Below are 12362 nucleotides of genomic sequence, written 5' to 3'. Positions count from 1 at the left end.
ACGGACATCGCCGTTCGACGATGACAGGAGGGACCGTGCGCACACCATCCCGTGCGTTGACGGGGACCACCGCGCTGCTCATGGCAGCCGGCATGGTCCTGACCGCCGGAGCCGGCGGTCAGGCCGCACCCCGGGACCAGGCCCGCACCGGGGCCGTACCCGACCACCTGCCGGGGGACCGGCACGACACCCGGGCCAAGGACAACCGCAAGGGCCGCGTCGCCGCCAGCGCGCGGCAGCGGGACCGGGTCGCCGCGCTGGGCGCGCGGGTCCGCTGGACCGACTTCGGTACGCCGGCCACGCTCACCTCGACCGGGAAGCCGCTCGCCACCGGGCTGCCCGCCGACCCGGCCGCCGCCGCGCGCGCCTACGTGACGGCGAACTCCGACGTGCTCGGGCTGACCGCCGAGGGCGCCGCCGCACTGGAGCAGTTGACCGTGGCGCCGATGGGGCCGGGCGCGACAGTGCTGTTCCGGCAGCGCTTCGGGGGCCTGCCGGCCGCCGTCGACGGCATGCTGGCGATCGGCGTACGCGACGGGGCGGTCTGGCACGTCAGCTCGTCGATGGCCCGTGACGCCGGCACGCCGGCGCCGGCCACGATCGACGCCGCGCAGGCCCGCAGGGCCGCCATCGCCGACGCCGGCCGTGCCGACGCGCAGGTCCTGCGTACCTCGTTGGTCGCGGTGCCCACCGCGGACCGGGGGCCGCGCGCGGCCTGGGAGGTGGTGCTGGGCGCGGACACCACCGGCGCGGATCCGGCCGCCTACTCCACCTACGTGGACGCCCGCGACGGCGGCGTGCTGGTCCGCGAGGACCTGATCGACCACGCGGAGGACAATCCGTCCTGGGACGTGTTCCCGAACTCGCCGCGCGTCGACAGGTCCTCGGTCGACACCCGGGTGCGTTGGTGCGCCGTGCCGGCGGCCGGCTGCCGCGAGGTGGTCGGCGTGCCGGGGCACCCGGCGTGGGACGTGGACCCGGCCACCGGGGCGTCCACCACCACCACGAAGGGCAACAACGCGATCGCGGTGCAGAACTGGTTCAGCAACGACCCGTTCAGCGTCGGCACCGAGACCGCCACGCCGCGACCGGACCGCGTCTACGCGTACCCGTGGACGAACCAGTGGCAGGAGCGGCGCTGCGACCCGGAGGTGTTCACCTCGCCGCAGGCCAACGACATCGACGCGGCCCGCGCGAACCTGTTCGGGATGCACAACCGGATGCACGACTGGACCTACCACCTGGGCTTCACCGAGGAGACCTGGAACCTGCAACAGGACAACCTCGGCCGGGGCGGTCTCGGTGGCGACGCCGAGCAGGGCAACGCGCAGGCCGGCGGCGTCAGCGGCGGCCCGCCGACGTTCCCGGCCCGCAACAACGCCAACCAGATCACCCCGCCGGACGGCGTCGCGCCGACCACCAACATGTACCTGTGGCAGCCGGTCGCCGGCTCGTTCTACGCGCCCTGCGTGGACGGCGACTTCGACATGTCGGTGATCGCCCACGAGTACGGCCACGCGGTCACCAACCGCATGATCGCCGGCCCGAGCGCGGGCGTCAGCTCCCCGCAGGGCATGAGCGAGAGCTGGTCCGACCAGCTCGCCATGGAATACCTGTTCGAGCACGGGTACGCCGCGCCCGGCCGGCGTGGCTTCACCATCGGCGAGTACACCACGCAGGACCCGAACGCGGGCATCCGCAACTACAACATGAGCGCCAGTCCGTTGAACTACTCGTCGGTCGACTACGACGTGACCGGCCTCCAGGTGCACGCGTCCGGCGAGGTGTGGAGCGCCACCAACACCGACATCCGGGCGGCCATGATGCGCCGCTGGGGCGCCGGCACGCCGGCCGTGCAGAAGGCGTGCGCGACCGGGGCCCGCGACGTGACGTCCTGCCCGGGCAACCGGCGCTGGATCCAGCTCGTCGTCGACTCGTTCCTGCTGATGGCGGTCAGCCAGGTCAGCATGGTCGACGCCCGGGACGCGATGCTCGCCGCCGACCGGATCCGCTTCGGCGGGGCCAACCAGGACCTGCTCTGGAACGCGTTCGCCGCGCGGGGCCTCGGCGAGACCGCGGCCAGCGTCGGCAACGCCGACCCCGATCCGACGCCGGGCTTCACCTCCCCGTACGCGGAGGAGGGCTCGCTGCGGCTGCTGCCGCTCGGCGACCGCGGGCCGGTGGCCGGCGCGCAACTGTTCGTCGGGCGCTACCAGGCGCGGGCGGTGCCGGTCGCGGACACCGACGCGGCCACCCCGCGCACCGACCGGGTGGACCTGGTGCCCGGCACGTACGAGTTCGTGGTCCGGGCGCCCGGGTACGGGCACACCCGGATCGGCCCGGTGACCGTGAAGGCCGGCCAGAACCGGGCGCTGCCGGTGGTGCTGCGGCCCAACCTGGCCTCGACGACGGCGGGCGCGACGGTCGCCGGCGACGGCGTCAACCTGGCGTCGGTCGCGGACGACGACGAGGCCACCAACTGGGCGTCGCTCGGCGCGCCGGTGGCCGGGCGGCAGGTCACCGTCGACCTGGCCGGCGGCCTCCAGCAGGTACGCCGGGTGCAGGTCAGCGCGATGCTGCGCCCGCCGGTGACCGGGGACCCGGACGCCGGCACCCAGAGCCGGTACTCCGCGGTGCGGCAGTTCCGGGTCCTGGCGTGCACCGCCGACGGCACGGTGAGCTGCGCCGACGCGGCCGACTTCCGGCCGGTGTTCACGAGCCGGCCGGACGCGTTCCCGGCGGTGGCGCCGCGGCCCCGGGCGCCGGAGCTGATCCTGCGCTCGTTCGACATCCCCCGCACCCGGGCCACCCACCTGCGCGTCGAGGTGCTGACCAACCAGTGCACCGGCGCGCCGGACTACGCCGGTGAGCAGGACGCCGACCCGCGGGCGGCGACCGACTGCGCGACGGCCAGCCCGCAGGCGCAGAACGTGCGGATCGCCGAGTTCCAGGCGTTCGCGCGCTGAGCACCCGGCGGGTGCGGGCGGCTCGGTCCGTCCGCACCCGCTACCGCCTGTTCACCCGGGATTCGGGGCCCGGTCGCCGGGTGAGGGCTGTACGCCGGGCAGGATCCTGGGCAGACTGAGCGCCGACCAGCCAATGATGCTGGTCGATGCCCTGTCGGCTCGCTCAAGGAGGATCCCTTGACCCCGTTCCGCGCCGTCGTCACCCGCGTACGCCGCGCTCTGGCCGCGTCCGCCCTGGTCACCGCCGTGGCCGCCGCCGCGCTCGTGGCCCCCGCCACGGTCTCCACCCGACTCGCCGCGCCCGCCGAGGCCGCCGTCTACAGCTCCTGCACGCTGTCGCGCTGCGCGGACGCCCGGACCGCCCGCTCCGGCTGGTCGGCGAAGAGCTTCCCGACCAGCCGTGGCTGGTACTCGTGGAGCGGCGGCCAGTGCAACTTCGCCGGTGGGCAGTTCTACAACCGCGAGGGCCAACTGCCCACCAACGCCACCTACTACGAGTACGACGTCTACCCGCGCGCCTGCAACGCCGCCCGGGACGCGTACCGGATCGTGGTGAACAAGAGCACCGGGGCGACCTGGTTCTCACCCGACCACTACGCCAACTTCTACCGGCTCTGAGTTTCCGTCGGCGCCGGCCCCCTCGGCCGGCGCCGACGGTCGGAAAGGACAGATCCCATGGGCGCAGCGTCCCCGCAGCCGCCGGCCTGGCTGACGCTCGACGCCGGGCCGGCGCCCGAGCCGGCCGGTGTGCCGCTCCCCGGCCCGGCCACCCGGACCCGGGCGGCCCTGCACGAGACGCTTGCCGAGGCGCTGCCGCTGCCCGACTGGTACGGCCGCAACTGGGACGCCCTCGCCGACGCCCTGGCCGACCGGATCGACTCCGGGCCGCTCACCCTCGTCGTCCGGGACGCGGCGAACCTGCTCGCCGACGAGCCGCCGGCCCAGCTCGGCACGCTGCTCGACGTGCTCGGCGCGGCAGCCGCCGGCGGCCACGCCACCCTGCGGGTGGTGCTGCGCGAGCACCCGGAGCGGCTGCCCGCGCTGCGCGCCAGGGTCGCCGCCGCCCTGGGCACCCCCGACCCCGCCTGACCACCCGCCGCCCCTCCGCGCCCCACCCCCTGGCCGCTGTTTCGGGGAAAGAGTGGCTGATCCGCCTGGAACAGCCACGCTTTCCGTGAAAGAGGCTGTTTGGGGTGGAGGGGGTGGGGGTGGGTCAGGGCTGGGGGTCGAGGATGGCGCTGAAGCGCTCCTCGGCCAGGTCGAGCTGGGCGAAGATGTGTCGCTTGACCGGCATGGACAGGGGCGTGTCGGGGCGGGCGACCAGCTCGCGGAAGACCGGCACCAGCGGGCGGTACTTGGTGGCCGCCCGAGCCACCTTCGGACCGACCGTGTGGATCACGCCGACGCCGTTGTCGGTGAAGTCGGACACCTTGATCACCCGCGCCCAGGGCTCCCGGTCCAGGCTGGTCGCCACGTGCTCCCGGTACTGCGCGTCCCGGTCCCGGTCCGGGTCGTACTCCGGATTGGTGACCGCCGCGACCAGCCGCGCCACCCGTGCGCCGAACCGCGCGGCGAGCGTGGCCAGCGCCGCGGTCGTCACGTCCCCGTCCACAGTTGGTCCGGCCAGCTCGACCGGGTGGTCCTCTACCGCGTCGTGCAGCAGCCCCGCGACGATCACGTCCACGTCCCGCACCTGGTAGTGGTGCATCAGCCGGATCGCCACCCGCAGCAGGTGGTTCAGGTACGGCTCCCGGACCCGCCGGTCGTCGCGGTGCAGCTCGGCGGCGAGGTCCAGCGCCTCGGTCAACCGGTCGCGGGCCGCGTCGTCGAACGCGGCGACCTCCAGCCGGAAACGGGCCAGCAGGCCGGGCTCACCGTGGATCTCGGTGATCGCGTGCATCGGCATGGTGGCGAGGTACGCGGGGAACTCCATACGTCCCTTATAGCTGATCTTCGCTCGCCGGCGACAGGCGACCGGAACCCGGGTCGACGTCAGCCGGCCGGGGAGAGCCGCTTGACCAGGCGTACGCAGGTGCCCTCCGGCGTGCCGACGATTGTCGCCTCGTCCATCACCCGCGCCATGATCAGCCGCCCCCGGCCGCGGTCGCTCTCGTCGCCGCCGTCGGCCGGTCGCCAGGCGCCGTGGTCGCGTACCTCGATCTCCAGCCGGTCGTCGCGCAGTTCGACCCGGAGCGTGGTGATCCCGTCGGGGGCGAAGCGGTAGCCGTGCTCGATCGCGTTGGCGCAGGCCTCCCCGGTGGCGATCAGCACCGTCTCGACGTCCCACTCGCCGATGCCGTGCGCGTGCAGCCAGCCGCGCAGCCGCTCCCGGGTGGGCGCGAGCCGGCCGGGGTCGGCCGGCAGGTCGATGGTGAGGACCCGGCCGGATGTCCCACCCGTCACGTCCGGCCTCCGTCCCGTGCCCGTCTTCGGGCCTGGGCATCCACTCGCGCTGTCACCACCCGCTTCTCACCCTCTTGTCCCCGATGACCGCCGATTCATGCCACCGACGGTGAGGTCCGGCAAAGGTGATCATCGCGCATCGGGGCCGGCGTGTCAGCCGACACCCCGACGGAAGCCGTCGGGCCGGCGCGCGTCGGGTGCGGACGCCGGCCCGGAGCGTGGGTGGGTCAGCGGTCAGAGCGGGAGGCGACCGGCGCCCGCCCAGGCGCCGACGACCAGCGGCACCAGCGGCGTCGGCAGCGGCGGCGCGGCGCGCAGCGTCGGCGTCCAGCCGGCGTCGCCGCCGAGGTCCGGATCGTGCGCGGCGTTGTACGCGGCCAGCAGGTCCACCGGCCGGGCCCGGCCGTCACCCTGCCGCACCCAGCTCCCACGCTCGGTGAGCGCGGTGCCGCCCCAGTCGCGGATGAGGTCCGCCGGGTCGACGTCGTCGGCGAGCGTGAAGAAGTTGTGCTCCGCGACGATGGCGGACCGGACGCCGACGCCGAGCGCGTACTCGAAGCCGGGGCCGCCGAGCCGGTAGTGGTTCTCGTGCACGTCCACCTGGCCGAACCGCACCCGGGGCAGCCGCTGGAGGTCCCCGTCGAACAGGTTGTGGTGCACGCTGACCTTCAGCCGGTCGACGTCCGGGCCGACCGTGTTGGAGGAGCCGATCAGCATCAGCTTGTCCCGCCCGACGAACCGGTTCCAGGACGCGGTGACCAGGCTGGCGGTGTGGGTGACGTCGAGCGAGCCGTCGTGCACCTGGTAGGGCCGGCCGAAGTAGCTCGGCTGCGCGCGGTCCGGGTTGTCGCCGTCGGTGAACGTGTTGTGGTCCACCCAGACGTGCTCGCTGCGCCGCACCGAGATCTGGTCGTACTGCGAGTTCCAGTTGCCGGCGTCGCCGTCGGTGGGGGACCAGGCCGGGAAGCAGTCCCGGGCGTCGGCCAGTTCCAGGTTGCGCACGATCACGTTGGCGACCCGGTCGATCATCAGGGTCAGCCCGGTGAGCCGGGCGCCGCGCAGCCCGACGATCGTGGTGTTGGACCCGACGTTGATCTGCGTCTGCCGGGTCTGGGCGGCCACCGACCGGACCCGGGCCGCCTCCAGCGGGCCGCTCGGGTCCACCCGGCCCCAGACCGCCGGGTCGTACGCGGCCAGGTAGGCCGGCAGCGAGTACTCCGGGTCGGCCAGGTCGGCGCAGCCCAGCGGCGTGCCGTCGGGCCCTTCGAAGCCGTCGATCGGGCCGGCCACGTACACGATCTTGGGCGTGGCGTCGGCCGCGTTCGTGGCGTTGTCGCCGCCGAGCGCGGCGACCAGCTCGGCGCGGGTCCGCACCACGCGTACCCGGTCCGCGGTGGCGGCCCCGCCGCCGGTGGTGCCGGCGCCCTCGGCGGCCCAGCCGTCGTTCGCCGGCAGCGCCTGGCGGCCGAGCAGGCCCGCCGCACGCGACGGCGTCCCGCCGGCCGGCGCGGCCGACGCGGGTACGGCGGTGGTGGCCGCGAGCGTGGCGGCGAGGATCGCGGCGGTGACCGTTCGTCTACGCATGATGTGTTCCGTCCTGTCTGTCGGGGATGTCGACGCCGAGGTCCACCAGGTAGGGCCGGACCGCCCACGGCACGCCCGCCTCGGACGGCAGCACGCCGGTCTCCGCCGCGTCCCGCAGCACCGCGTTGACGCCCCGGAGCACCCGGACCCGCTCCGGTCCGTCGCCCACGGTGCGCACCAGGTCACCGTCGAGCAGCGTCGGCTCGGGCGCGTCCCGCAGCGCGTCCAGCACCTCGGTGAACGGCCCGGTACGCACCAGCGGCGCGATCAGCGGCACGCTGGCGGCGCGGTGGTCCAGCAGGTTCGCCAGCAGCCCGACCCGGCCCGGCACGGCGCGCGGGCGGGCGTCACCGGGCAGGCGCAGCCGGTCGGTCGGGTACTCCAGCACCGCCCGTCCCCGCGCGCCGGTGACCAGCACGTCGCCGGCCACGTGCTCCTCGGCGGCCAGCGTGAGCGCGGCCAGCACCGGTGGCCCGACGGCCGGGGTCAGCCGCAGCACCGTGGTGTCGTCCACCTCGATCGGGCGGACCCGGTAGCGCTCCACCTCGATCCGGGCCGGTCGCACCGGCTCGCCGGCCACCGCCTCGGCCACCGCCAGGCACTGCATCAGCGCGTGCGCGAGCGGGTTGGCCAGCGCGCCGTCCAGCGCCGGCCGGCCGTCCACCGACCGCCGCCCGGCCCACGGGGAACGGGCGTAGTAGGCGTCGGGACGCTGCCAGGCCGCGACGGTGGCGATGCCGGTGACCGGGCCGAGCCGCCCGGCGGCCAGCGCGGCGGTCAGCTCGGCCAGCGCCGCCGAGCCGAGCGCCTGGAAGTTGACCTGCACCGCCCGCCCGGCGGCGGTGGTGGCGTCGACAAGCGCCCGGTGTTCGGCCAGGTCGAGCACGGGCGGCTTCTCCAGCAGCAGGTCCGCGCCGGCGGCGAGCACGTCGCGCGCGATCGGCAGGTGGGTGTGCGGCGGCGTGCACACCACCACCACGTCCGGGTGGGACGCGGCCAGCATCGCCCGGTGGTCGGTGAAGATCCCGGTGCCGGGTGGCGTCGGCGCGTCCGGTTCCTCCTCGGGGGGCCGCACGTCGACAAGCGCGACCAGCCGCAGCCGGCCGGCGCCGTGCAGCGCGGCGATCACCCGTCGGTGCCAGCGGCCGTGCCCGTTCGCGCCGACCAACGCCACCCGCGGCGGCGCGCCGACGGTCACCGGGCGCCGGCCAGGGTGGCCCGGACGCCGTGCCGGTCCAGCGCGGTCAGCCAGCCGGTCACGGCCGCCCGGAACTCCTCGTCGGCGGCCAGCTCGGCGGGGAAGACCTCGCGGACCGCGAAGACCGCGTCGACCACGCCGGCCGGCGTGTGCCGGCCGTCGGCCAGCGCCGCGCGCAGCCGGTCGGCGAGCGGGTCGTCGAGCGGCAGCGGCCGGCCGTCGTCGGTGTGCCCGTGCAGGAACCGCAGCCAGGCGGCCACCACCAGCGCGCTCCACCGCGCCGACCGGCCGGCCGCGCGCAGGTCGACGGCCGTGTGCAGCACCCGCTGCGGCAGCTTCTGCGAGCCGTCCGAGGCGACCTGCGCGGTGCGGTAGCGGATCGCCGGGTTGGCGAAGCGGGCGAGCACCTGCTCCCCGTAGTCCGGCACGGAGACGCCGGGCGGCGGGGTGAAGCTCGGCGCGATCTCCTCGGCGACCAGCCGGCGCAGCACCGCGTCCAGGTGCGGCAGCGCCAGCGCGTCGACCACCGTCTCCGCGCCCGCGAGGGCCCCGAGGTACGCGGTGGCGGAGTGCACGCCGTTGAGCGCGCGCAGCTTCAGCCGTTCCCACGGGCCGGCGTCGTCGGTGAGGACCGCGCCGGCCCGCTCCCAGGCGGGTCGGCCGCCGGGGAAGTCGTCCTCGATCACCCACTGGGACCACGGTTCGGCCGCGACCGCCGCCAGGTCGGTCACGCCGAGCGCGCGCCGCGCGGTCTCCCGGGTCTCGTCGGTGCTGGCCGGCACGATCCGGTCGACCATGGTGCCGGGGCAGGTGACCTGCGCCGCCACCCGGTCCAGCGTCGCGTCGGGCACCCGGGCCAGCGCCAGGCACTGGTCGACCAGGCTGCGCAGCCGGCGCCCGTTGGCCGGCAGGTTGTCGCAGCTCACCAACGCCAACGGCCCGGCGTCGGCGGCGGCGCGGGCGAGCAGCCCGCGTACCAGCAGCCCGGGCACGGTGCGCGGCGGCCGGTCGGTGGTCAGGTCGGCGGTCAGCTCCGGGTCGGCGGCCAGCGCGCCGGTCACCGGGTCGAGCTGGTACGCCTTCTCGGTGACGGTCAGCGTGACCACCCGGATCGCCGGGTCGGCGAGCAGGCGCACCACCGCGTCCGGGTCGGCGGCGGCGTGCCGCACCCCGGCCAGCGCGCCGACGACCCGGGTCGACGCGCCGTCGGCGGCGAGCGTGGTGACGCTGAACAACGCGTCCTGCGCGGCCAGCGCCTCGACCACGTCGGTGCTGCGCGGCGCGACGCCGACGATGCCCCAGTCGCCGCCGGCCGCGCCGACCGCCGCCTCGGTGTGCACGGCCTGGTGGGCGCGGTGGAACGCGCCGAGCCCCAGGTGGACGATGCCGGCCGGCACGGTGCCGGGGCGCACCAGCGGCCGGCTCTCCTCGGGCAGCCGGCGCAGGGTGGCCAGGCCGAGCCGGTCGGTGTCGACGGTCAGTGCCATGCCGGTCCCTCCGGGAAGCGGAACTCCGCGATCGACTCCGGCCGCATGGCGGCGCTGTAGCCGGGCGCGGTGGGCAGCAGATAGCGTCCGCCGCGGGTGCGGACCGGGTCGACGAAGTGCTCGTGCAGGTGGTCCACGTACTCGACCATCCGGCCGTCCAGGCCGGTGCTCACCCGCAGGTGGTCGAAGACCGCGAGGTGCTGCACGTATTCGCAGAGCCCGACGCCGCCGGCGTGCGGGCAGACCGGCACCCCGAACTTCGCGGCCAGCAGCAGCTCGGCGAGCACCTCGTCGACGCCGCCGACCCGGCACGCGTCGACCTGCATCACGCCGATCGCCTCGGCCTGGAGCAACTGCTTGAAGATGACCCGGTTGGCCGCGACCTCGCCGGTGGCGACCCGGCACCGGCCGCCGGACAGCTCGGTCACCGCGCGGGCGATCCGGGCGTGCCCGAGCACGTCGTCGGCGTGGGTGGGCTCCTCGATCCAGTACGGGTCGACCTCGACCAGCACGCTCATCGCGGCGATCGCCTCGTCCACGTCCCAGACCTGGTTGGCGTCCATCATCAGCAGCGCGTCCGGGCCGATCTCGGCCCGGATGATCCGGGCCCGGCGCAGATCGTCGTCGAGCCGCCCGCCGACCTTCATCTTCATCGCCCGCCACCCCGCCGCGTACGCGTCGCGGGTCAGCGCGCGCACCTGCTCGTCCGGGTAGCCGAGCCAGCCCACCGACGTGGTGTACGACGGGAAGCCGTCGCGTTCCAGCCCGGCCAGCCGCTCGCCGAGCCCGTCGCGTCCCTTGTCCAGGATGGCCGCCGCCTCGTCCGGGGTGAGCGCGTCGGTGATGTGGTGGAAGTCGACGGTGGCCACCAGCTCGTCGGTGGGCAGCTCGGCGAGGAACCGCCACATCGGCTTGCCGGCCAGCTTGGCGCGCAGGTCCCAGACCGCGTTGACCAGCGCGCCGGTGGCCATGTGGATCACCCCCTTCTCCGGCCCGAGCCAGCGCAGTTGCACGTCGGCGGTGAGCGACCGCCAGAACGCCACCGGCTCGGCGGCGATCTCGGCGACCGTGCGCCCGCGTACGTGGTGGGCGAGCGCGCGGACCGCCGCGCAGGTGATCTCGTTGCCCCGGCCGTTGGTGAACGTGAACCCGGTGCCGGTCGGCCCGCCGTCGGTGGTCAGCTCCACGTAGGTGGCCGAGTAGTCGCCCCGGTTGATCGCGTCCGAGCCGTCGCCGCTGGCGGCGGTGGGGAAGCGCACGTCGTGCACCTCGACGTCGACGATCCTGGTCATGAGCGCCCTCCGGAGAACTTGAAGACCTGCTTGGGCAGCCGGTACGCCAGGTCGACGATGGTCTCGGCGGCCTCGTCGGCGTCGAGGCGGTGCTCGGCGACCAGGCGGGCCAGGAAACCGGCGTCGACCCGGCGGGCCACGTCGTGGCGGACCGGGATGGAGCAGAACGCGCGGGTGTCGTCGACGAACCCGGCGGTGTTGTAGAAGCCGGCGGTCTCGGTGACCGCCTCCCGGAACCGGCGCAGCACCTCCGGCGAGTCGAGGAACCACCACGGCGCGCCGAGCCGCAGCGCGGCGTAGCCGCCCGCGAGCGGCGCCAACTCCCGGGTGAACGTGTCCTCGTCGAGCGTGTAGAGCACCACGGTCAGCCGGGGGTCGTTGCCGTGCGCGTCCAGCAGCGGGGCCAGCCCGTGCACGTAGTCGGTGGCCTGCGGCACGTCGCCGCCGACGTCACGGCCGTGGCGGGCGTGCAGCCAGCGGTTGTGGTTGCGCACCGCGCCCGGGTGCAGCTGCATCACCAGGCCGTCGTCGAGCGACATCCGGGCGAACTCCAGCAGCATGTGCGCCCGGAACGCCTCCGCGTCGCCCGGGTCGGCGAGGCCGCGCCGGCCCTTGTCGTACAGCGCCGCCGCCTGCGCCGGGTCGAGATCGAGGGTACGGGCGGTGGGGTGCCCGTGGTCGGTGGAGGTCGCGCCGGCCGCGACGAACGCTGCCCGGCGCTGCCGCAGCGCGGCCAGGTAGCCGGCGTACGTGCCGGTGTCCTCGCCGGAGACGTCGGCGAGCCGGTCCACGTTGGCCGCCCAGCCGTCGAACTCCATGTCCACCACGTCGTCCGGGCGGAACGTGGTGACCACCCGCCCGCCCGGCCCGCCCCAGCCGTCGGCGGCGAGCTTGGCGTGCCGGCCCAGGTCGTCCAGGGGCGACTCGGTGGTGGCGAGCACCTCGATGCCGAAGCGGGTGAACAGCTCCCGGGGCCGGAACGCCGGCTCGGCGAGGCGGGCGGCGAGCGCGTCGTAGACCGGGTCGGCGGTGGCCGGGGAGAGCGGCGTGTGCACGTCGAACACGTTCCGGAACGTCTGCTCCAGCCACAGCCGCGACGGGGTGCCCCGGAACAGGTGCCAGTGCGCGGCGAAGCGCCGCCAGATGGTCCGCCCGTCGGTCTCGACCGGGCTGCCGTCGACGCTCGGCACGCCCAGGTCGGCCGGCGGCACGCCCTGGCTGAGCAGCATCCGGGTCAGGTAGTGGTCGGGCACGATCAGCAGCCGGGCCGGGTCGGGGAACGGGCGGTCCTCGGCCAGCAGCGCCGGGTCGACGTGCCCGTGCGGGGAGATGATCGGCTGCGTGGCCGCCAGGGCGTACAGCTCGCGGGCCAGCGCGCGTTGGCCGGGCTCGGCGGGCAGCAGCAGATCGCTGGGGGAGACGATCGGCACAG

At 75.1% G+C, this 12362-nt stretch carries 10 protein-coding genes; 3 read left to right on the top strand and 7 right to left on the bottom strand.

Annotated features, from left to right (window positions below; all coding sequences use genetic code 11):
- Positions 1 to 56: 56 nt before the first annotated feature.
- The 3 genes from OG767_RS18805 (at position 57) to OG767_RS18795 (ending at position 4055) form a co-directional block, all read left to right on the top strand.
- On the top strand, positions 57 to 2966 hold the full coding sequence (locus tag OG767_RS18805; RefSeq protein WP_405089748.1) for a M36 family metallopeptidase: 2910 nt from the start codon (positions 57 to 59) through the stop codon (positions 2964 to 2966).
- Between the two features lie 177 nt (positions 2967 to 3143).
- Positions 3144 to 3584: a ribonuclease domain-containing protein gene (locus OG767_RS18800; RefSeq protein WP_405089747.1), complete on the top strand. Its 441-nt coding sequence runs from the start codon at positions 3144 to 3146 to the stop codon at positions 3582 to 3584.
- Between the two features lie 57 nt (positions 3585 to 3641).
- Positions 3642 to 4055: a barstar family protein gene (locus OG767_RS18795; RefSeq protein ID WP_405089746.1), complete on the top strand. Its 414-nt coding sequence runs from the start codon at positions 3642 to 3644 to the stop codon at positions 4053 to 4055.
- 124 nt (positions 4056 to 4179) lie between these two features.
- On the opposite strand, the gene OG767_RS18790 is transcribed toward OG767_RS18795, so the two are convergent.
- The 7 genes from OG767_RS18790 to uxaC form a co-directional block, all read right to left on the bottom strand.
- Positions 4180 to 4899, bottom strand: coding sequence for an HD domain-containing protein (locus OG767_RS18790; RefSeq protein ID WP_405089745.1), 720 nt, complete (start codon positions 4897 to 4899; stop codon positions 4180 to 4182).
- Positions 4900 to 4958: 59 nt separating this feature from the next.
- Positions 4959 to 5369 carry an ATP-binding protein gene (locus OG767_RS18785; RefSeq protein ID WP_405089744.1) on the bottom strand — a complete coding sequence of 137 codons (411 nt, stop codon included), beginning with the start codon at positions 5367 to 5369 and terminating at the stop codon, positions 4959 to 4961.
- 234 nt (positions 5370 to 5603) lie between these two features.
- Positions 5604 to 6953, bottom strand: a complete 1350-nt coding sequence (locus tag OG767_RS18780) for a polysaccharide lyase family 1 protein (protein ID WP_405089743.1) — start codon at positions 6951 to 6953, stop codon at positions 5604 to 5606.
- On the bottom strand, positions 6946 to 8151 hold the full coding sequence (locus OG767_RS18775) for a Gfo/Idh/MocA family protein (RefSeq protein ID WP_405089742.1): 1206 nt from the start codon (positions 8149 to 8151) through the stop codon (positions 6946 to 6948). Before OG767_RS18775 ends, OG767_RS18780 begins: the two co-directional genes overlap by 8 nt.
- On the bottom strand, positions 8148 to 9638 hold the full coding sequence (locus OG767_RS18770; protein WP_405089741.1) for a mannitol dehydrogenase family protein: 1491 nt from the start codon (positions 9636 to 9638) through the stop codon (positions 8148 to 8150). The genes OG767_RS18775 and OG767_RS18770 overlap by 4 nt, the downstream gene beginning before the upstream one ends.
- Positions 9629 to 10930 carry an enolase C-terminal domain-like protein gene (locus OG767_RS18765; protein ID WP_405089740.1) on the bottom strand — a complete coding sequence of 434 codons (1302 nt, stop codon included), beginning with the start codon at positions 10928 to 10930 and terminating at the stop codon, positions 9629 to 9631. The genes OG767_RS18770 and OG767_RS18765 overlap by 10 nt, the downstream gene beginning before the upstream one ends.
- Positions 10927 to 12360, bottom strand: a complete 1434-nt coding sequence (gene uxaC / locus OG767_RS18760; RefSeq protein ID WP_405089739.1) for a glucuronate isomerase — start codon at positions 12358 to 12360, stop codon at positions 10927 to 10929. The genes OG767_RS18765 and uxaC overlap by 4 nt, the downstream gene beginning before the upstream one ends.
- Positions 12361 to 12362: the final 2 nt, after the last annotated feature.

Source organism: Micromonospora sp. NBC_01392 (genome assembly GCF_045040125.1).
Lineage (GTDB): Bacteria > Actinomycetota > Actinomycetes > Mycobacteriales > Micromonosporaceae > Micromonospora.
The sequence above is the reverse complement of the archived record's forward strand: the minus strand, read 5'-3'. Positions and strand labels throughout refer to the sequence as shown.